Here is an 18776-nt window from a genome sequence, read left to right as displayed (position 1 = left end):
TTATGTGGAAAAATGAAGAGGAGAAGCGGGGCTATGGCGCGCTCTCTGATTGGAAGGACAGAAGATGTATGATTTCGACGTAGAGAAACCAACCAGCATCGCCGATGCGGTCAAGGCGTTGGGGCGTGAAGAAGCGCAGCCGTTGAGTGGCGGGCAGACCTTGATCCCGACGCTGAAGGCGCGGCTGGCAATGCCGTCGGTTTTGGTGTCGCTCAAGGGGATCGCCGAGATGCGGGGTGTTTGTCTGGATGATGACGGCCGCGTCTGCATTGGCGGTGGCACCGTCCATGCGACCGTCGCCAAAGAGGTTGCGACCCATTACCCGGCCCTCGCGGGGCTTGCGGCGCGGATCGGCGATCCGGCCGTGCGCAACCGTGGCACGATTGGCGGATCGGTTGCCAATAATGACCCTTCGGCGTGCTATCCGTCGGCTGTGTTGGCCAGCGGTGCGACAGTCGTGACGAATGCGCGCGAGATCGCTGCCGATGATTTCTTTCAGGGCATGTTTGCGACGGCGCTGGATGAGGGCGAAATCGTCACCGAGGTCAAGTTTCCGGTACCTGAGAAGGCCCATTACGAGAAGTTCATCCAGCCAGCGTCACGGTTTCCTTTGGTCGCCGTCTTTGTCGCAAAGTTTGCCGACGGGGTGCGTGTTGCTGTCACGGGCGCGTCCGAGGATGGTGTCTTTCGCTGGACCGAGGCCGAGACCGCGTTGTCTGCGAACTTTAGTGCGGAAGCCGTGAGCGGCCTGAGCGTTGATGGCAGCAGCATGATCAGCGATCTGCACGGGTCTGGCGACTACCGCGCCCATCTGGTCGGTGTCATGACCAAGCGGGCTGTTGCCGCACTCGCCTGACGGGCCATTAGAATACGAAGCTGGAAAGCCGTCTTCGACAGATTGAAGGCGGCTTTCCGGTGTCAGGGATCATCCTGCTGGAACAAAACGATCCGTTAAGGGTTTAGTGACAAGCGCTGCCCGAACGGCGTTGTGTAGTAACCCGTAAGGATATGAAATGTTTAGACTTCTTAAATCAACAACTTCTTTGACCATGTGTGTGGCCCTGGCGTTGCCCGCGGGCGGGTTCGCGCAATCGACTGTCGCGACTTGCGCCGTTGAGGGAACAGAGGCAGAGGCCGTGTTCCCCTGCGTCTTGCCCGACGGAACAGAAGTGAATGACGCCGAAGAGCTGGACGCGCAATTGCAGATTGCCCTGGATCAGGTTGTAGGTGCGGGTGATGCAGTAGACGAAGCGGCTGCGGAAGCTGACGCCAAGGCGCAGGAAGCTGCCGAAAGCGTAGAGGATGCACAGGCGGCCGAGGATGCCCGAGCAGCCGCAGAGGCGCAGGCTGAAGAGGATGCACAGGCCGCACTAGATGCCCAAGCCACAGCAGACGCGCAGGCGGCAGCAGAAGCACAGGCTGCGGCGGATGCGTCGGCAGCGGCCGAGGCAGCTGCGGCTGAAGAAGCGGCAGCGGCAGCCCAGGCTGCAGCGGATGCGTCGGCAGCGGCCGAAGCTGCTGCGGCTGAAGAGGCGGCGGCAGAGGCGAAGGCGGCAGAAGACGCACAGATCGCAGCGGATGCAGCAGCAAACGAGGAAGCAATTGCAGCCCAGATTGCCGGGGACGCTGAGGCGAAAGAGGCTGCCGAGGAGGCCGCCGCAACGCAGGACGCCACAGCAACCGCTGATCCTGCGCAGACAGAAGTAACGTCAGAACAGCAAGCGGAACCTATCCAGGTCGAAACGACTGACTCTGCTGCTGCTGAGACAACCGTGACACCAGAGGCGCAGGCTGAGGCGACAGCAACAGAAGAGGCCCCGAAGACGGAAGAGCAGATTGCCGCCGAGATCGCAGAACAACAGGCCGCTGAAGAAGCACGTCAGGAGCAGCGCGCTGCCGAAGCCGCTGCCGCCGCGGAAGCCGCCGCAGCTGCCGACAGCGGCGAGGCAGAAGCACAGGTCGTGACCGAAGAAATCACAGCCGAGGAAACCCGCAGTTCGGACGAGGAATTCTCGACCGAGGTCACGGGTGAGGCGACAGCAGAAGCGGCCCCTCAGGAAGACGATGGCCTGAGCAAATTCGAAAAGGCACTTTTGCTTGGTCTTGGTGCCGTCGCCGTTGGTGCCGTGCTCAAGAACGGGTCCAAGGTTGTCAGCAACTCGGGTGACCGTCTGGTCGTCGAAGACCAGAATGGCGATCTGCGCGTGCTGAAGGACGATGATGCGCTTGTCCGTCAGGCCGGCGACGAAGTCCGTCGCGAGACATTCAACGACGGGTCTGCACGCACAACCGTGACCAAGCCGGATGGCAGCAAAGTGGTGACGATCCTTGGACGTGACGGGACTGTTTTGCGCCGGATCAACATCGACCCGCAGGGCAACGAATATGTGCTGTTCGACGATACGCAGGTTGAACAGCGGATCGTGGTGAACGAACTGCCACAGGTCGAACAGACCAACACCCTGCTGAGCCAGCAGAACGAAGAAGCGCTGCGCGTGGCACTGGAAACGCAACTGCGTGATACGCAGGCACAGCGGTTCTCGTTGCGCCAGGTGCGCGACATCCAGCAGGTACGCGCCTTGGCCCCCGAGGTTGAACTGGATGCGCTGCGGTTCGAAACCGGTTCGGCTGCGATCCAGCCTGAACAGGCACGTGCGCTGGCCAAGATCGGGACAGCGATCACCGGTGCGATCCGCAACGATCCACGCACCGTTATCCTGATCGAAGGGCACACTGACGCTGTGGGCAATGAAGGCTACAACCTTGCGCTTTCGGACCGTCGTGCCGAAACAGTCGCCTTGGCACTGACCGAGTATTTCGACGTTCCACCGGCAAACCTGATTACCCAAGGGTATGGTGAGACTGCGTTGAAAGTTCCGTCGCAGACAGCGCAACCCGCCAACCGTCGGGCCGTGGTGCGCAACATCACCAGCCTGCTGAAGCAGTAACTCTGCTTCCTTGAAACGAAAAACGCCCCCGTGATTACTCACGGGGGCGTTTTTTTATGTCTGCATCAGCGACCTAACAGCAGCGATATTAAAGGCCGGAATTATTTGTTCGGCATCGGGCCGATCAGCATGACCATCTGACGGCCTTCCATCTTGGGGAAGTTTTCGACGCGGCCCACTTCTTTGGTGTCCTCGGCGACGCGTTCCAGCAACTGGCGACCCAGGTTCTGGTGCGCCATCTCGCGGCCACGGAAGCGCAGGGTGATCTTTACCTTGTCGCCATTGTCCAGAAACTTGAACACGTTCCGCATCTTGACCTGATAGTCGTTGGTGTCGGTGTTCGGTCTGAACTTGACCTCTTTGATCTCGATGATCTTCTGCTTCTTGCGCGCTTCGGCTTCGCGCTTTTGCGTCTCGTATTTGAACTTGCCGAAATCCATGATCTTGCACACGGGCGGGTTGGCATTGGGAGAGATCTCGACCAAGTCCAGTCCGGCGTCTTCGGCCATTTCCATGGCGCGGCCTGGAGTCACGACCCCTACGTTTTCGCCGTCGGCACCGATCAAACGAATTTCATTGGAACGGATATTTTCGTTAATGCGCGGGCCCGTGTCTCTTTGTGGCGGCGCGTTATGTGGTCTACGAGCGATGATGAACGTCCTTTGATTGTTCTGTAATGTCGAAGACAGAAGGTAAACCCGCGCTGGTGCTTCTTCAAGCCGCAAAATGGGGTTAAACCCTGCTAAAAGGGGCGTTTCAACCTTGCAACCTGACAAATGAAGGCGCATTTGACCATTTGAGCGTGCATAATGGGTGCACGGGACGAAATCTACCAAGTTCGAAGGGACTATATTGCCATGAGAAACCTCATCTGGATCATCATCGCGGCTGTGATCGCATTCGGGGGATACATGCTGTATTCCGGTCGGTCGGTTAAGGAAATCGCGGAAACGGCGTCGGATGCGGTCAATGCGCCCGAAGCATTGGAAAGCGCTACGGCTGCCGTCGGCGACGCGGTCGAAGCGACGGAAGGTGTGGTTGCGGAAGCCGTCGAAGCGACAGCACAGGCAGCAGATGCGGCCGCTAATGCCGTTTCAGAGGCCGCGTCCGACGCAGCCGATGCAGCAGTTCAGGCCACCGAAGAGGCTGCAGCGGCAGCCCCCGAAGTTGCTGACGACGCAATGAACATGGTTTCCGACGCGGCCACGGCGGTTGCCGAGACCGCAACGGAGGCGGCAAATGCCGCAGCCGACACCGCGTCTGACGCGATGGCAGCGACATCGGAAACCGCATCGGACGCTGCAACGGCTGTGACAGAGATGGCGTCAGACGCCGCGGATGCGACAGCAGAGACGGCTTCGGAAGCAGCCGCAGCGGCGGATGAAGCCGCGGATGCAACATCAGATGCAGCGGCAGATGCCGTTGACGCAACAGAAGAAGCTGCATCAGACGCAGCGGATGCGACAGCAGAGACGGCTTCGGAAGCAGCCGCAGCGGCGGATGAAGCCGCGGATGCCACAGCAGATGCAGCGGCAAATGCCGTTGACGCAACAGAAGAAGCTGCGTCAGACGCATCGGATGCGACAGCAGAGACGGCTTCGGAAGCAGCCGCAGCGGCGGATGAAGCCGCGGATGCCACTGCAGATGCAGCGGCAGATGCCGTTGACGCAACAGCTGACGCTGCATCAGATGCAGCGGATGCGACAGCAGAGACGGCTTCGGAAGCAGCCGATGCGGTCGCTGAAACAGCCGAGCAAGCAGAAGCAGCCGCTGCGTCGGTCGATGTCACACCCGAGCAGGTGTTGACCGTCGAAGGCTTTGACCTTGAAGAAGCCCTCACGATCATCGACGACTCCACAATCCCGGGCATGGAGAAAACCTTGCTCAAGCGTGGTCTGGAAACCGCGAGCGACAAACCCGATACGCTTCAGGACGTGCTGGACCGTGTGCGCGCTGCGCTGAACATGTAATCCCTAGGGATACCGCAAAAAGAAAACCGCGCCTTCGCAAGAGGGCGCGGTTTTTTCATGTCCGGTGGTGATGGCCGACAGGCTTAGCCGACGAAGGCTTTTTCCACGACGTAATGCTTGGGGTCGGAGTTCGCACCTTCTTCCAGGCCGAAACCTTCAAGGACCTCCTTGATGTCCTTGTTGAAATCAAGGCTGCCACAAACCATGCCGCGATCGGTCCCGGCGGTGATCCCGTCAATGCCGAGATCGGCAAATACGGTCCCATCCTGCAGCAGTGTCGTGATACGGCCCATCTTGGGGCTGTCTTGGCGTGTCGTGGTCGGGTAATAGACGATCTTGGCCAGATTGTCCTTGCCGATCAGTTCATGCATCATCTCGTCGTTCTGGATCTCTTCGATCAGGCTGCGGCTGTAATCCAGTTCGGCGACATCGCGCACGGTGTGGGTGACGATGACCTGATCGAAATTCTCGTAGGTCTCGGGTTCACGCAACAGCGACGCAAAGGGGGCAAATCCGGTACCGGTGGCAAAAAGCCATAGCCGCTTGCCCGGCAGCAGCGCGTCATGCACCAGAGTTCCAACAGGCTTGGGCCGCAGGATGATTTCGTCTCCTGGTTGAATGTGCTGGAGTTTCGAGGTCAGCGGACCATCCTGAACCTTGATCGAATAGAACTCCAGTTCATCATCCCACGACGGCGAGGCGATGGAATAGGCCCGCAGCAACGGTTTTTGCTTGCCGGTCTTGGGGTCCGGATCGCCCATCAGGCCGATCATCACAAATTCGCCCGACCGGAACCGCAAGGACGCTGGGCGCGACACGCGAAAGGAAAACAACCGGTCTGTCCAGTGTTTGACGGAGATCACGGTCTGCGCGTCGGGCAGGGTGGGTACGGGCTTGGCGTCGGTCTGTGTCACGGGGGAATGCTCGGTCATGGTTTCATCGGCACGCTCATCGGGCGCGCCGCCTTTGTCTTTAGGGGAAGGGAGGAGGTAGGAAAAGACCCGTATCAGCCGCGCAGGCGCGACTGATAGTCATGGTCCTGCCAGTTCGCGCGGGCTAGCCATTGGTCTTCGGGCTGACGGGCGGCCAGGTCATCGGTAATTTCGACCTCGTCGAACCCTGCACGGCGCGCCATGGCATATTGGTCAGCGAGCACGTGCCCATGGGCACGCAAGCGCCCCGTATACCCCAGCAGGCGGAGCTGTTTGGCGATGGTAAAGCCGCGCCCGTCTGCGGAGCTGGGGAAATCGATGCGGATGATCTGCAGCGCATGGTTCAGCTGGATGTCACCCGGCTGCGCATCCGAGGGCACGTGCAATGCGACCGCGTCATTCGCGCAGCCAAGCACAGTGAACCCCGCCGTCCAGTCGTCTGTCGTGAAACCTTGATCTGTCACAAGCTGTGTCATGTTTTTGCTCCTGTTCGGACCATCTTGCCGTCGACAAAATGGATGCCGCATTCTTCTTTTTGCGTGTCGCGCCAACGCCCTGCGCGGGGGTCTTCGCCGGGCTTAACCGTGGATGTGCAGGGTGCGCAACCGATGCTGGGATAGCCCTGCGCCACCAATGGATGGCGGGGCAGACGGTTTTCAGTGATATAGTCGGCAACGTCGCCCGCCTGCCAATGGGCCAGCGGGTTGACCTTGATCCGTGCGGGGGCGTCACCGGGTGTTTCGACCTCGAAAAACGGCAGGCTGGCACGGGTACCGGACTGGAACCGTTTGCGGCCCGTGATCCAGCCGTCAAAACCCTGAAGTGCGGTTTGCAGTGGCACGGTCTTGCGAAAGGCACAGCAGGCGTCTGGGTCGCGTTGGTGCAGCGTGCCGTCAGGGTCCTTCTCCGCGATATCCGCGGCGCGGATGATCTGGATGTTGCGCAGTCCCAACCGTTCGCCAAGTTCCTGTTGGTAGACCAGGGTTTCGGTGAACAGCATTTCAGTGTCGATGAACAGCACCGGCAGATCCCGTTTGACCATTGATGCCAAGTGCAGGAGAGCGACGGATTCGGCCCCGAAGCTGGACACCAGCGCGAGATTTGGCACATGTTCGATCGCCGCGCGCAGCACGTCCGTGGCGCTGTGGTGGCGCAGGTCGTCATTCAGCGCTTTGACCTGCGCGGTCAGTTGCGCGACGCGATCCGGCCCTTCGGGGAGGATTTCCTGTCCATTTGGAATGTGGGTATCACGCGGCATTGGCACGGGCTTCCGGATAGAGGGCGGCCTTGAAAGGGGCCAACCCGAGGCGGCGGTAGGTTTGCAGGAAGGTCTCGGTGGGTTCGCTGCGCAGATCAAGGTAGCCGCGCACGAGGCGTTCGATGGCGGGAATGATCTCGTCAGCCGAGAATCCGGGGCCTGCGCGTTCCCCAAGGGTCGCGTCCTGGGTGCCGTCGCCACCAAGTGTGATCTGGTAGTTTTCCACACCCGCACGGTCGAGGCCAAGGATGCCGATATGGCCCACGTGGTGGTGACCACAGGCGTTGATGCAGCCCGAGATCTTGATCTTGAGCGGGCCGACTTCGTGCTCAAGCTTGAGTGCGTCAAAGCGGGTCGCGATTTCTTGGGCGATGGGGATCGAGCGGGCCGTGGCCAGCGCGCAGTAATCCATGCCAGGGCAGGCGATGATGTCGCTGATCAGGCCGATGTTCGCGGTGGCGAGTTTGGCGTCTTTCAGTGCGGCGTGCAGGGCCGGCAGATCGGCGCGGTGGACATGCGGCAGGATCACGTTCTGTTCGTGGCTGATGCGCAGTTCATCGTGGCCGTATTGGGCGGCAAGGTCTGCCATCACGCGCATCTGGTCAGAAGACGCGTCGCCCGGCGTTGCGCCATGGGCCTTGAGGCTGATCGACACGATCGCATAGCCCGGCGCGTGGTGGTCTGACAGGTTCGTGTCGGCCCAGCTGCGGAAGACGGGATCGCTGTCATAGGCTTGGGTGTAGCTGTCCAGCGGGGCGGTCTTGAAGGTCGGTTTGGCGAAATCCGCCTCGATCCGCGCAAGCATCTGCTGGTCCACGCCGGTGAACTGCGGACGGATCAGCGCATAGCGGGCGTCGACGCGGGCGCGGATGTCTTCGATGCCGTTTTCGTGGACGGTGATCTTGATCCGGGCCTTGTATTTGTTATCGCGGCGGCCCAGCAGGTTATAGACCGAAACGATCGCTTCGAGGGTGGGCAGCAGGTCTTCGGAGGCGACGAAATCATAGAGCACCTTGCCGATCATCGGGGTGCGGCCAAGGCCACCGCCAACGATCACCTGAAATCCAAGCACGCCGTTTTGTTCGACGATCTGCAACCCGATATCATGCGCCTTGATCACAGCGCGGTCATGGGCCGAGCCTGACACGGCGACCTTGAACTTGCGCGGCAGGAACTGGAATTCGGGGTGGTCTGTGGACCACTGGCGGATCAGCTCGGCCACGGGGCGCGGGTCCGCGACCTCGTCTGCGGCGGCACCGGCGAAATGGTCTGCGGTGACGTTCCGGATGGTGTTCCCCGACGTCTGGATCGCGTGCATGTTCACCTCGGCCAGCGCATCCAGCATATCGGGCACATCGCGCAGTTGCGGCCAGTTGTACTGGATGTTCTGCCGCGTGGTGAAGTGGCCATAGCCCTTGTCCCATGTGTCAGCGATGTCGGCCAGCTTGTGCATCTGCGCGCCGTTCAGCGTGCCGTAGGGGATCGCCACGCGCAGCATATAGGCGTGCAGTTGCAGATAAAGACCGTTCATCAGGCGCAGCGGCTTGAATTCATCCTCGGTCAAAGATCCGTCAATGCGGCGTTCAACCTGGGCCCGGAATTGCGCGTTGCGTTCCGCCAGAAAGTCGGCGTCGAATTCGGTATAGCTGTACATTACAGGGCCTCCTGTTTGCCGTGGGCGTAGTTTGACGGGCCTTTGGCGCGAAATGCCTCGCGGAAGTGCACGGGCTTGGGCGCAGCGCTGGCATCGACATCGGCCAGATAGACGCCTACGACCAGATCGGTCTGCTGGCTGGCATCGATCATGCGCAGATCGGCATCGGCCTCGTCGGTCAGCACCTCGGCCTGGGCCAGATCGCGGGTCCAGCCAGTGGCGGTTTGATAGATCACGTCGCCCTCAAGCAGGGCGTTTGCGGTGACAACTTTGGGGGTGAAGGGCTTGGCCATTATGCCATCTCCTCTTGCAGGATTTCCGTTGAGGCCAGTGCCGCCGCGCGCAGGGCAAGGCCATAGAATGTAAGCGCGGGGCCGTTCATTTCCGCCTCTGTCAGGTCGGCGGGCAAACGGTCCAGCGTGGTTTCCAGAATGCGTTGTTCGGGCCGCGAGGCGTTTTCGATGACGGTTACCGGTGTGGCGCGGTCAGCACCGTGCATGATCAGGCGGCCCTGGATAAAGCGGACGGATTTCTTGCCCATGTAGATCGCGGCAACTTCACCGGGGCGCGCCAAGGCGGCCCAGTCGTGGTCGGCAAAACCCTTCATATCGTGGCCTGTCAGAAACCTGACGCTGGCGTTCCGGTTGCGTTTGGTCAGGCTTTGGCCGATGGCAGCGACGGCAGCCGAGGCTGATGTGATACCGGGCACGATGTGCCAGCCAATATTATGGGCATCGACGGCGTCGATTTCTTCGTCCAGACGGCCAAACACCGTGGCATCACGGATTTCAGGCGCACGACCTGTGCGCGTTCTGGGCGTGTTCCACCAATAGGGCATTGATGGTTTCTTGCGATGTCGAGGGGCCGAAGCCTTCTTTGCCGACGTCGATCATCAACGCCTCGCGTCGGGCGAGTTCAAGGATCTCGGGGCTGATCAGGCGGTCGTAGATCACGACATCGGCCTCGTCCAAGGCGCGGCGGGCTTTGAGCGTCAGCAATTCGGGGTCGCCGGGGCCACCGCCGACAAAGGCGATGTGACCGGGGCGGGCAGCGCGGCTCAGGTGATCGGCCAGCAAGGTATCAAGTGCGTCGCCAACAGCCGCTTCGCCATCGGCCACGGCACGGGGGCCTGAGGTAAAGTAATAGTCGCGCCAGAAGTCGCGGCGGGGGCGGCCAAAGGGCAGGGCATCTGCCATCTTGCGAAACCCTTTGCCAATGCGCGCCAGTGTGCCCAGCGTCGCGGGCAGGCGTTCCTCAAGGTCAGCCTTGATCGCGCGGGCCAGCACGGGGGCGGCTCCTTCGGTGCCGATGGCGATGGTGACCGGGTCACGGTCGACGATGGCTGGCGTGATAAAGGCGCTGTCGTGCAGATTGTCGACGATGTTCACCAACGCACCTTCAGCCCGCGCGATGGCGGCGGTGCGGGCGTCTTCAACCGCATCTTCGTCGGCGGCATAGAACAGTTTGGCGCATAGAACATCGCCAAGCTGTAGTGGGCGTTTTTGCAGCGTAATGCGGCCTGCGTCCGCCCATTGCACCAACTCGGGTGCGGGGTCAGGCGCGTAAACGCTGATTTTGGCTTGGGACTTCATCAACAGGCGCAGCTTTGCCAGCGCGGCGTCGCCACCGCCTGACAACACAATGCGTTGGCCCTTGGTTGATAGAAAGATTGGGAAATGATCCATGGTGCTGTCCTTGCGCTTGCCTTGCGGTATATATAGGAAATAATTCCGATATGACGCTAGGTGTCTGGACATATAAGAACATACGTTCTAATCAGCCGCCGCATTGGAACAGAAGACCGCAAACCAAAGGATAGGCAGAATGGACGTTCGTATAGACGAGGTAGATCGGAAGATTTTGGCGCAGCTTCAACGGGATGCAAGCCAGTCTTTGGACGATATTGCCCGTGAGGTAGGGTCTTCCAAGACGCCCGTCTGGAACCGGATTCGCAAATTACGCGAGGCAGGCGTGATCGGACAGCACACTGTTGTGCTGGATGCCGATGCCTTGGGCTTCGAGGCGTGCTTCTTTGTTTTGATCCGCACGTCAGAACATGAAGCGGACTGGCAGGCGAGCTTTCTCAAGGCGTTGCAAGACCGCCCCGAGGTACAAGAAGCACACCGTCTGGCGGGCGACATCGACTATATCCTCAAGGTGCGGGTCAAAAACGCGCGGGCCTATGACGCGTTCTATCAGGCGCTGATTTCAGAGGTGCGGGTGCACAACGTCACGGCGCTTTTGTCGATGGAGCAGATCAAATCCACGACGATGCTGCCGCTTTAGCGCGCAGCTAGCTTTCCACCATCAGACGTTCAAGTTTGTGGAAATGATAGCTGTTTGCAAAGCTTGGCGGTTCGGCCAGACGCAGCTGTGGCGCATGGTCGAACAATGCGCGCAGGCCGATCTGTATTTCAAGCCGCGCCAGCGGGGCACCGACGCAGAAATGCAGCCCCCCGCCGAAGGCCGCGTGGGGTTTCGCGCCACGCGCGGGATCAAAGCGGTCAGGGTCTGCATAGACCGCCGGATCACGTCCCGCAGCGCCTAAGACCAACGCGATTTTCTTGCCCTTTTCCAAGGTGATGCCGTCCAGGTCGATATCCTCGTAGGCAAAGCGTTCGAACACATGCAGCGGCGGGTCAAAGCGCAGGATCTCCTCGACCGTCGCGGCGATCGCGTCGGGGCCAAGCGCATCGCGCGCCACGTCATGGGTCAGCAGGCACGCAACCCCGTTGCCAAGCGCATGAACAGTCGCCTCGTGGCCTGCATTCAGCAGCAAGATGCATGTCCCGATCAGCGCATCGGTGCTTAGCTTTTCGCCGTCTTCCTCGGCGGCAATCAACTGGGTGATAAGATCATCGCGCGGGTCCTTGCGGCGCAAGTCGACATAGCCGCGCAGGAAGGCGCTGAAATCAGAGGCAGCGGTATTTGCAGCGTCTTCAATCTCGCGGGTGCGGCCCGCTTGGTAGATTGCCACCATCGCATTGGACCATCGCAACAGGTCTGGCCACATGTCTTCCGGCACACCCAACAGGCGCGCGATGATGCGCACCGGCAGTTGCGTGCAAAAGGCCGGGATCAGGTCAAAAGGTTCCTGGGGCAGGGTGGCCAACAGCTCTGCGGCGATCGTTTCAATCTCGGGCGCAAGGGCGGCAATCCGGCGCGAGGTGAAGGCGCGCAAGACGAGGCCGCGCAGACGGGTGTGGCTGGGGGGCTCAAGCTCAAGCATGGAATGGCGGTCGACAGCGTCGAAATCGGCCAGGTGCGCAGGGACTGGCACGCGCTGGTCCGCAGGGATTTCGCGGCCCAAACGCCGGTCGCGCAGCAGCGCTTGCACGGTCGCGGCATCGAAAGCGGCCAACATGCCGTAGTCTTCCCAATAGACCACAGGGCCGTCCAGACGGGCCTGCGCATAGGCGCGATAGGGGTTTTGGACGAACGCGGGATCAAGCGGGGAAAGATTTAGTGTTTTCATGTGGCGCAGGGATACGCGGACCTCTGGTCTTTGCAAGGTGGTCTGTGCAAAATTGACGCCATGAACACCTTTTTACGCGGCCGCATTGCGACATTGCTGGTTTTTCTGATCACCGTGCTGGGGTTGGCCACGGGCGTGTGGCGCTATGCCTACCTGCAAGGGCTGGACCAGTTGCACGCGCGCGGCGAAGCCGACCTGTCGCTGGCCAGTGACCGTCTGGTCGGTCAGCTGCAACGGTACCGCGATCTGGCTGTGTTTCTGGCGGACCATCCGCAAGTCCACGACATTCTCTCGGACCAGACACCGGGCCGCGCGCGGGACTTCCTGCAAGACGTCGCGGACAAATCTGCTGCATTGGATGTCCGCGTGGTGGATGTGCAGGGCCGCGTACTGGCGTCACCGCAAAGCGCGCCAGGGGCGGTGTTGATAGATCAACCCTTTGTCAGGCGTGCCTTGCGCGGCGCGCTTGGCTGGGGCCATGGTCCCAGTCTGCCGTTGACGGACCGCGCCTATTTCCATGCCGCACCGGTCTTTGGCGATGCGGGGCAAATCAAGGGTGCCGTCGTCGTATCGACCGACCTGAACGGGATCGACTATGATTGGCGGGGAAGCAATCCGGCAGCGTTCTTCACCGATAACGCCGGTGTGGTGCAGATCGCCAACCGGTCCGAACTTCTGTTCTGGCAGCGCCCCCAGGGTCAGCCGGGCCTGATCCCGCCCGACCAAAGCGCCGTCAACTTTTCCGCCAGCTTCGTCCAGGGCAACGAAATCTGGAAGATGGGCTGGGGGCCTTACATCCCCTACGAAGCGCTGCACCTGACGAAATCCTTGCCGGTCATTGGCCTGACGGGGGAGGTTCTGCTTGATATCGCGCCGGCGCGCCGCCTTGCAGTGGCGCAGGCGTCGGCGGTGGCCGCCCTGTGTCTGGCCTTTGGTGCGCTGTTGTTCCTGGCCACCGAGCGTCGCCGCGCCCTGTCGCAAGCAAATATCAAGCTGGAACGACAGGTTGCAAAACGAACCGCGGCGCTGAACGCCAGCAACCTTGAGCTGCGCCATGAGGCTGCGGAGCGCGAGGAAGCCCAAGCGGCCTTGCGTCGCGCGCAGGCCGATCTGGTGCAGGCGGGCAAGCTGTCCGCGCTTGGGCAGATGTCGGCGGGCATTAGTCACGAATTGAACCAACCGCTGATGGCGATCCGGTCCTTCGCTGAAAACGCCGTGCATTTCATCGCCCGAGACAAGCCCGAGCGTGCCGCCGACAACCTGTCGCGGATTTCCGAGATGGCGGAGCGTATGGCCCGCATCATCCAGAACCTGCGCGCCTTTGCACGTCAGGAATCCATGCCGCAAAAGCGCGTTGATGTGGTGCGCATCGTGGCCAGCGCGGTCGAGCTGACGGAAACCTATCTGCGCGAGGTGGGGGTGACATTGGTCTATGATGCCCCCCCGAATGCCGTCTGGGTGCATGGCGGAGAGGTCCGTCTGGGGCAGGTCTTTGTCAACCTGATCACAAATGCCAGTGACGCGATGGCCGGTCGCGCGACGCGCCGCCTGACCATCCAGATCGCCGAAGGCGACAGCGTCGTGGTCAGTTTTCAAGACACAGGGCCGGGGATCGAGATGCCCGACAAGGTGTTCGATCCGTTCTACACGACAAAATCGGTGGGCAGCAGCAGCGGCATGGGGCTGGGGCTGTCGATCAGCTATGGCATCGTGCAAAGTTTTGGCGGACAGATCCGTGGCAGCAACCTTGAGACGGCAAACCCGGACGCGAACAGCCTTGACGGGGGCGGCGCGATGTTCTCAGTGCAGCTTGAACGTGCAGATGAAGTCGAGGTCGCCGCATGAGCAGAACGGTTCTTTTGGTCGATGATGATGCGCCGGTCCGCGAGGCGCTTGGCCAGACGCTGGAATTGGCGGATGTCGATGTGATCGCCGCCGGGTCCTTTGTTGCAGCCAAGGACAGGATCGTCGCGGGATTTGACGGGGTGATCCTGTCCGACATGCGGATGCCCGGGCGTGACGGGTTTCACTTGCTGCAGTATGCCCGCGAACAGGACCCCGATCTGCCGGTGATCTTGCTGACGGGCGAGGGCGATATTCCCATGGCGGTGCGCGCCATGGAGGCGGGGGCATTCGATTTTCTGGAAAAGCCCTGCGCGCCGTCGGCTTTGCTGGCGGTGATCGAAAGGGCGTTGAAAACCCGCGCACTGGTGTTGGAAAACCGCCGTCTGCTGCAAATGGTCGAAAGCGGTGACCCCGCCGCGCGGCTGATCTTTGGCACGTCGGATTTGTCGAATGTCGCGCGCGCCAAGGTGCGCCGCGCTGCCATGTCCGAGGCCGAAGTGCTGGTGACCGGCCCATACGGGTCCGGCATTTCAAAGGTGTCGGAAGTCGTGCACATGTGTTCGCCGCGCGCCAAGGAGCCCTTTGTCAAACGCGCCGCCGAAGGACTGGGCGGGCAGGATTTGACAGAGGCCTTGCGGATCACGGGGCAGGGCAGCCTGTTTCTGGACGAGGTGACGCAGCTGCCGGCGCAAACCCAACTGACCCTGATTGAAGCATTGGAAAGCGCGCCGAAGGCCCGACTGATCGCGGGCAGTACCCGCGACCTGCAAGCCCTGGTCGCAGAGGGGCGGTTTCATGCGGATTTGTATTACCGGCTCGAGGTGATGACGGTGCGCATCCCGTCGCTGGCCGAGCGCCCCGAGGATATTCCCGTCCTGTTTCGCCGCTATGTCGATCAGGCGGCCGAACAATCGGGTTTGACCGCGCCCGAGGTGACGCCGCAGGTCGTCGCAGACCTGATGGCGCGCGACTGGCCAGGCAATGCGCGTGCATTGATGTCTGCGGCAATGCGCTTTGTCATGGGGGTGGCGGACGACGTGGCACCAGACGCGGAACTGGGGCTGGCCGAGCAGATGGCACAGGTCGAACGGTCCTTGTTGCGGGCGGCCCTGCGGCGCGCCGGTGGGCAGGCAACCGCCGCTGCCGAAGCGCTCAAGTTGCCGCGCAAGACCTTTTACGACAAGCTAGCGCGCTACGGGATTCGCGCGGAAGATTTCCGCAACTGAACAACTGTGCGGTTTTCCGCACAAATGGTCAGGCGTCTTGTGCGACTTTCCGCACACATCCGCGGCGCTGGTTTAGGTGGCACATCACCATTTTCCTGCAAGTGTATGAAAAGTATCAGTTAATTATCCCGACCCCGGCGATTTATCCCCAGCCTTGTAGGGTCGGCGTTTCAACGCTCTATTCCCCGCAGCGCAGTCTCGTTGAGGACTGCCGAGACTTGAAAAACAGCTCTCTGGGAGGAGACACCACATGAAATTCCTGACAACAGCAGCCGTGGCGCTGACCCTTTCCGTATCCGCAGGTGCCGTTTCGGCCGCCTGTGACGACGGTGAAATCGTCATCAAGTTCAGCCACGTCACCAACACCGACCGCCACCCCAAAGGCATCGCCGCAACCTTGCTTGAGCAGCGCGTCAACGACGAGATGAACGGCAAGGCCTGCATGGAAGTGTTCCCGAACTCGACCCTGTACAACGATGACCAGGTGCTTGAGGCGATGCTGCAAGGCGACGTTCAGATGGCTGCCCCTTCGCTGTCCAAGTTTGAACAGTTCACCAAGCAATTCCGCATCTTCGACCTTCCGTTCATGTTCAAGAACATCGAAGCGGTTGACGAATTCCAGAATTCCGAAACCGGTCAGGCGATGAAAGCCTCGATGGAGCGTCGCGGTCTGTCGGGCCTGCAGTTCTGGCACAACGGCATGAAGCAGATGTCTGCCAACAAGCCGTTGAACGTTCCCACGGATGCGAACGGTCTGAAATTCCGCGTTCAGGCGTCCGACGTGATCAAGGCGCAGATGGAAGCCATCGGTGCATCGCCACAGCCAATGGCGTTTTCGGAAGTGTACGGCGCGCTGCAAACCGGCGTTGTCGACGGTCAGGAAAACACCTGGTCCAACATCTACGGCCAGAAGTTCTTTGAAGTTCAGGACGGCATCACGGAAACCAACCACGGTGTTCTGGACTACATGGTCGTGACTTCCACAGACTGGTGGAACGGCCTGCCAGACGACGTGCGCACACAGCTTGCGACAATCCTGGAAGAAGTGACCGTATCGCGCAACGCTGCCGTCGGTGAAGTTGACGCAGAAGCACGCCAGGCGATCCTGGATGCGGGTTCCAAAATCGTCGAACTTGACGCCGCTGGCCGTCAGGTTTGGGTCGATGCGATGATGCCCGTCTGGGAAGAATTCACGGCCGACGTCGGCCAGGAAAACATCGACGCGGCGCAGGCGATCAACGCCAAGCACTAAGTCGATCAGATCGGTGCCCTGCCCATAACGGGTGGGGCATCTTTTCACGTTTGGCCGGTGCCATTTTGATGCGCATGCCAAATCTCTCCCCTTACGCGGAGTTTTCCCATGTCATCTGGATACCATCCCAATACGGCCCTTGGCCGGTTCGTTCACGAGTTCGAAGAGACGGCGATTGCCGTCATCCTGGGCTTGATGACCCTTATTACATTCATCAACGTCGTCCTGCGCTACGGCTTCAACACCGGTCTGATCTGGGGGCTGGAAGCGGTGACGTTTCTTTTTGCCTGGCTCGTTTTGTTCGGGATGAGCTATGCGGTCAAGATCACCAGCCACCTTGGCGTGGATGCGGTGATAAACCTTTTTTCGTCGCGCACCAAACGGTTCATTGCCCTTTTCGCGGCGTTGATCTGCATCGTTTACGCAGGGTTGCTGCTGAAGGGGGCGTGGGATTACTGGGCACCGTTCGCGGGGCTTGACGCCACGTCGGGCCGCTGGTTCCCGACGGGTTTTGAAAACAGCCGCGATCAAGCCTGGTATGAAACAGTGGACATGCCCATGCCCGACTGGTTGCGCTTTATCGAGCCGATCATGAACGAGGGTGAAAGCTATGCCAAGCTGCCGCGCTTCCTGCCTTACGCGATGCTGCCCATCGGCATGGCGTTGCTGTTGTTCCGGTTCATTCAGGCAGGCGTCCGGATTTTCACCGGGGTGTCGCATGGGCTGATCGTCAGCCACGAAGCTGAAGACGATGTCGCAGCCGTTTCACACATGAACGCAGGGGACTGAGCGCATGGAAGTTCTAATTCTATTCACGATGATCGTGGGCCTGATGCTGCTTGGCGTACCTATCGCGGTCAGCCTTGGCTTTTCGTCGATCGTCTTCCTTCTCGTCCTGTCGGATTCGTCGTTGGCGTCCATCGCCCAGACGTTCTTTCAGGCGATGGCGGGGCATTACACGCTGCTTGCGATCCCGTTCTTCGTTCTGGCGTCGTCGTTCATGTCGACCGGTGGTGTGGCCAAGCGGATCATCCGCTTTTCGATCGCCTTGGTCGGTCACTTTCCCGGCGGTCTGGCAATTGCGGGCGTGTTCGCCTGTATGATGTTCGCAGCACTGTCAGGGTCGTCGCCGGCAACGGTTGTGGCGATCGGGTCCATCGTCATCGCGGGGATGCGTGAAACCGGCTATACCAAGGAGTTTGCAGCCGGTGTGATCGCCAACGCCGGAACGCTGGGCATTCTGATCCCGCCGTCCATCGTTATGGTGGTCTATGCCTCGGCGACGGACGTATCGGTAGGGCGCATGTTCCTTGCCGGCGTGATCCCGGGTTTGTTGGCGGGTTTCATGCTGATGCTGACCATCTACATCATGGCGCGGGTCAAGAAACTGCCGCAAGGCGAATGGCGCGGCTGGGGTGAAGTGTTCGAATCCGGCCGCGAGGCTGGCTGGGGCCTGATGCTGATCGTGATCATCCTTGGCGGCATCTATGGCGGTATCTTTACCCCCACGGAAGCGGCAGCGGTGGCGGCGGTCTACGCCTTCCTGATCGCCTGTTTTGTCTACCGTGACATGGGGCCGTTGCACGTCAAAGGCGATGGGCGCAACCTGTCGTTGATGCGCAAGCCGATCGCGTTGGTCACCGTGTTCTTTCACCGCGACATGCGCGACACCCTGTTCGAGGCCGGCAAGCTGACAGTGACGCTGATGTTCATCATCGCCAATGCGTTGATCCTCAAGCATGTACTGACGGATGAACAAATTCCGCAGCAGATTTCTTCGGCAATGCTGGATGCAGGGTTTGGCCCGATCATGTTCCTGATCATCGTCAACGTGATCCTGCTGATCGGCGGGCAGTTCATGGAGCCGTCGGGCCTGCTGATCATCGTGGCACCGCTGGTGTTTCCGATCGCGATCGAGCTGGGGATTGACCCGATCCACCTGGGGATCATCATGGTCGTCAACATGGAGATCGGGATGATTACGCCGCCGGTAGGTCTGAACCTGTTCGTGACCTCGGGCGTGGCGAACATGCCGATGATGAGTGTTGTGCGCGCGGCGTTGCCGTTCACGGCGGTACTCTTTGTCTTCCTGATCATGGTGACCTACATCCCGATCATCTCGACATGGTTGCCGACGCTGATGATGGGACCCGAGGTGATCGTCCGGTAGGGACGTCATCGCAAGAGCGATTGAAAAAGGCGGCATGTCAGATCGA

General features: G+C 60.6%; 16 protein-coding genes and 1 pseudogene. 9 read left to right on the top strand and 8 right to left on the bottom strand.

Going from position 1 to position 18776, the window contains the following annotated elements:
* Positions 1 to 64 precede the first annotated feature (64 nt).
* Together RGAI101_RS04570 and RGAI101_RS04565 are read left to right on the top strand one after the other, a co-directional pair.
* Positions 65 to 856 carry an FAD binding domain-containing protein gene (locus tag RGAI101_RS04570; RefSeq protein WP_008227707.1) on the top strand — a complete coding sequence of 264 codons (792 nt, stop codon included), beginning with the start codon at positions 65 to 67 and terminating at the stop codon, positions 854 to 856.
* 157 nt (positions 857 to 1013) lie between these two features.
* A complete protein-coding gene (locus RGAI101_RS04565; RefSeq protein ID WP_037227396.1) occupies positions 1014 to 2948 on the top strand; it encodes an OmpA family protein in 1935 nt (644 codons plus the stop codon).
* A gap of 101 nt (positions 2949 to 3049) precedes the next feature.
* Here the strand turns inward: RGAI101_RS04565 and infC are convergent, their stop codons facing one another.
* The gene (infC, locus tag RGAI101_RS04560) at positions 3050 to 3547 is read right to left on the bottom strand and encodes a translation initiation factor IF-3 (RefSeq protein WP_302621181.1); all 498 of its coding nucleotides are present in this window, start codon (positions 3545 to 3547) and stop codon (positions 3050 to 3052) included.
* A 258-nt stretch (positions 3548 to 3805) separates the two neighbouring features.
* Between infC and RGAI101_RS21180 the strand changes: the two genes are divergently transcribed.
* Entirely contained in the window at positions 3806 to 4918 is a 1113-nt protein-coding gene (locus RGAI101_RS21180; RefSeq protein ID WP_008229388.1) for a hypothetical protein, read from the top strand.
* Between the two features lie 83 nt (positions 4919 to 5001).
* Here RGAI101_RS21180 and RGAI101_RS04540 read toward each other — a convergent pair whose 3' ends face one another.
* From RGAI101_RS04540 to cysG, 6 genes and pseudogenes are all read right to left on the bottom strand, one after another.
* The gene (locus tag RGAI101_RS04540; protein ID WP_008228731.1) at positions 5002 to 5850 is read right to left on the bottom strand and encodes a ferredoxin--NADP reductase; all 849 of its coding nucleotides are present in this window, start codon (positions 5848 to 5850) and stop codon (positions 5002 to 5004) included.
* A gap of 74 nt (positions 5851 to 5924) precedes the next feature.
* Complete coding sequence (locus tag RGAI101_RS04535; RefSeq protein ID WP_008226684.1) at positions 5925 to 6326, bottom strand: DUF934 domain-containing protein; 402 nt, start codon at positions 6324 to 6326, stop codon at positions 5925 to 5927.
* Complete coding sequence (locus RGAI101_RS04530; protein ID WP_008226608.1) at positions 6323 to 7108, bottom strand: phosphoadenylyl-sulfate reductase; 786 nt, start codon at positions 7106 to 7108, stop codon at positions 6323 to 6325. The genes RGAI101_RS04535 and RGAI101_RS04530 overlap by 4 nt, the downstream gene beginning before the upstream one ends.
* Positions 7098 to 8762: a nitrite/sulfite reductase gene (locus tag RGAI101_RS04525; RefSeq protein WP_008228713.1), complete on the bottom strand. Its 1665-nt coding sequence runs from the start codon at positions 8760 to 8762 to the stop codon at positions 7098 to 7100. Before RGAI101_RS04525 ends, RGAI101_RS04530 begins: the two co-directional genes overlap by 11 nt.
* Positions 8762 to 9055, bottom strand: a complete 294-nt coding sequence (locus RGAI101_RS04520) for a DUF2849 domain-containing protein (RefSeq protein WP_037227394.1) — start codon at positions 9053 to 9055, stop codon at positions 8762 to 8764. The genes RGAI101_RS04525 and RGAI101_RS04520 overlap by 1 nt, the downstream gene beginning before the upstream one ends.
* Positions 9055 to 10447 (bottom strand): annotated as a pseudogene (cysG, locus tag RGAI101_RS04515) (siroheme synthase CysG). Before cysG ends, RGAI101_RS04520 begins: the two are co-directional and overlap by 1 nt.
* A 139-nt stretch (positions 10448 to 10586) precedes the next feature.
* On the opposite strand from cysG, the gene RGAI101_RS04510 reads away from it, so the two are divergent.
* Positions 10587 to 11048, top strand: a complete 462-nt coding sequence (locus RGAI101_RS04510) for an Lrp/AsnC family transcriptional regulator (RefSeq protein WP_008228282.1) — start codon at positions 10587 to 10589, stop codon at positions 11046 to 11048.
* A gap of 7 nt (positions 11049 to 11055) precedes the next feature.
* On the opposite strand, the gene RGAI101_RS04505 is transcribed toward RGAI101_RS04510, so the two are convergent.
* The gene (locus RGAI101_RS04505) at positions 11056 to 12237 is read right to left on the bottom strand and encodes a cytochrome P450 (protein WP_008227011.1); all 1182 of its coding nucleotides are present in this window, start codon (positions 12235 to 12237) and stop codon (positions 11056 to 11058) included.
* A gap of 60 nt (positions 12238 to 12297) precedes the next feature.
* Here RGAI101_RS04505 and RGAI101_RS04500 point away from each other — a divergent pair, with 60 nt between their 5' ends.
* The 5 genes from RGAI101_RS04500 (at position 12298) to RGAI101_RS04480 (ending at position 18730) form a co-directional block, all read left to right on the top strand.
* Positions 12298 to 14082, top strand: a complete 1785-nt coding sequence (locus RGAI101_RS04500; protein ID WP_037229025.1) for an ATP-binding protein — start codon at positions 12298 to 12300, stop codon at positions 14080 to 14082.
* Positions 14079 to 15308, top strand: a complete 1230-nt coding sequence (locus tag RGAI101_RS04495) for a sigma-54-dependent transcriptional regulator (protein ID WP_008227194.1) — start codon at positions 14079 to 14081, stop codon at positions 15306 to 15308. Before RGAI101_RS04500 ends, RGAI101_RS04495 begins: the two co-directional genes overlap by 4 nt.
* Before the next feature lie 250 nt (positions 15309 to 15558).
* Positions 15559 to 16560, top strand: coding sequence for a DctP family TRAP transporter solute-binding subunit (locus RGAI101_RS04490; RefSeq protein ID WP_008228348.1), 1002 nt, complete (start codon positions 15559 to 15561; stop codon positions 16558 to 16560).
* 108 nt (positions 16561 to 16668) lie between these two features.
* On the top strand, positions 16669 to 17349 hold the full coding sequence (locus tag RGAI101_RS04485; protein WP_008227463.1) for a TRAP transporter small permease: 681 nt from the start codon (positions 16669 to 16671) through the stop codon (positions 17347 to 17349).
* Positions 17350 to 17353: 4 nt separating this feature from the next.
* Complete coding sequence (locus RGAI101_RS04480) at positions 17354 to 18730, top strand: TRAP transporter large permease (protein WP_008227062.1); 1377 nt, start codon at positions 17354 to 17356, stop codon at positions 18728 to 18730.
* Positions 18731 to 18776 lie beyond the last annotated feature (46 nt).

The organism is Roseobacter sp. GAI101, assembly GCF_000156335.1.
Taxonomy (GTDB): domain Bacteria; phylum Pseudomonadota; class Alphaproteobacteria; order Rhodobacterales; family Rhodobacteraceae; genus Sulfitobacter.
The sequence above is the reverse complement of the archived record's forward strand: the minus strand, read 5'-3'. Positions and strand labels throughout refer to the sequence as shown.

What these genes read in the sequence shown, in the direction of transcription:
- RGAI101_RS04570 (WP_008227707.1), top strand. Translation starts at nt 65, where the DNA reads ATGTATGATTTCGACGTAGAGAAACCAACCAGCATCGCCGATGCGGTC.
- RGAI101_RS04565 (WP_037227396.1), top strand. Translation starts at nt 1,014, where the DNA reads ATGTTTAGACTTCTTAAATCAACAACTTCTTTGACCATGTGTGTGGCC.
- RGAI101_RS21180 (WP_008229388.1), top strand. Translation starts at nt 3,806, where the DNA reads ATGAGAAACCTCATCTGGATCATCATCGCGGCTGTGATCGCATTCGGG.
- RGAI101_RS04540 (WP_008228731.1), bottom strand. Translation starts at nt 5,850, where the DNA reads ATGACCGAGCATTCCCCCGTGACACAGACCGACGCCAAGCCCGTACCC.
- RGAI101_RS04535 (WP_008226684.1), bottom strand. Translation starts at nt 6,326, where the DNA reads ATGACACAGCTTGTGACAGATCAAGGTTTCACGACAGACGACTGGACG.
- RGAI101_RS04530 (WP_008226608.1), bottom strand. Translation starts at nt 7,108, where the DNA reads ATGCCGCGTGATACCCACATTCCAAATGGACAGGAAATCCTCCCCGAA.
- RGAI101_RS04525 (WP_008228713.1), bottom strand. Translation starts at nt 8,762, where the DNA reads ATGTACAGCTATACCGAATTCGACGCCGACTTTCTGGCGGAACGCAAC.
- RGAI101_RS04520 (WP_037227394.1), bottom strand. Translation starts at nt 9,055, where the DNA reads ATGGCCAAGCCCTTCACCCCCAAAGTTGTCACCGCAAACGCCCTGCTT.
- RGAI101_RS04510 (WP_008228282.1), top strand. Translation starts at nt 10,587, where the DNA reads ATGGACGTTCGTATAGACGAGGTAGATCGGAAGATTTTGGCGCAGCTT.
- RGAI101_RS04505 (WP_008227011.1), bottom strand. Translation starts at nt 12,237, where the DNA reads ATGAAAACACTAAATCTTTCCCCGCTTGATCCCGCGTTCGTCCAAAAC.
- RGAI101_RS04500 (WP_037229025.1), top strand. Translation starts at nt 12,298, where the DNA reads ATGAACACCTTTTTACGCGGCCGCATTGCGACATTGCTGGTTTTTCTG.
- RGAI101_RS04495 (WP_008227194.1), top strand. Translation starts at nt 14,079, where the DNA reads ATGAGCAGAACGGTTCTTTTGGTCGATGATGATGCGCCGGTCCGCGAG.
- RGAI101_RS04490 (WP_008228348.1), top strand. Translation starts at nt 15,559, where the DNA reads ATGAAATTCCTGACAACAGCAGCCGTGGCGCTGACCCTTTCCGTATCC.
- RGAI101_RS04485 (WP_008227463.1), top strand. Translation starts at nt 16,669, where the DNA reads ATGTCATCTGGATACCATCCCAATACGGCCCTTGGCCGGTTCGTTCAC.
- RGAI101_RS04480 (WP_008227062.1), top strand. Translation starts at nt 17,354, where the DNA reads ATGGAAGTTCTAATTCTATTCACGATGATCGTGGGCCTGATGCTGCTT.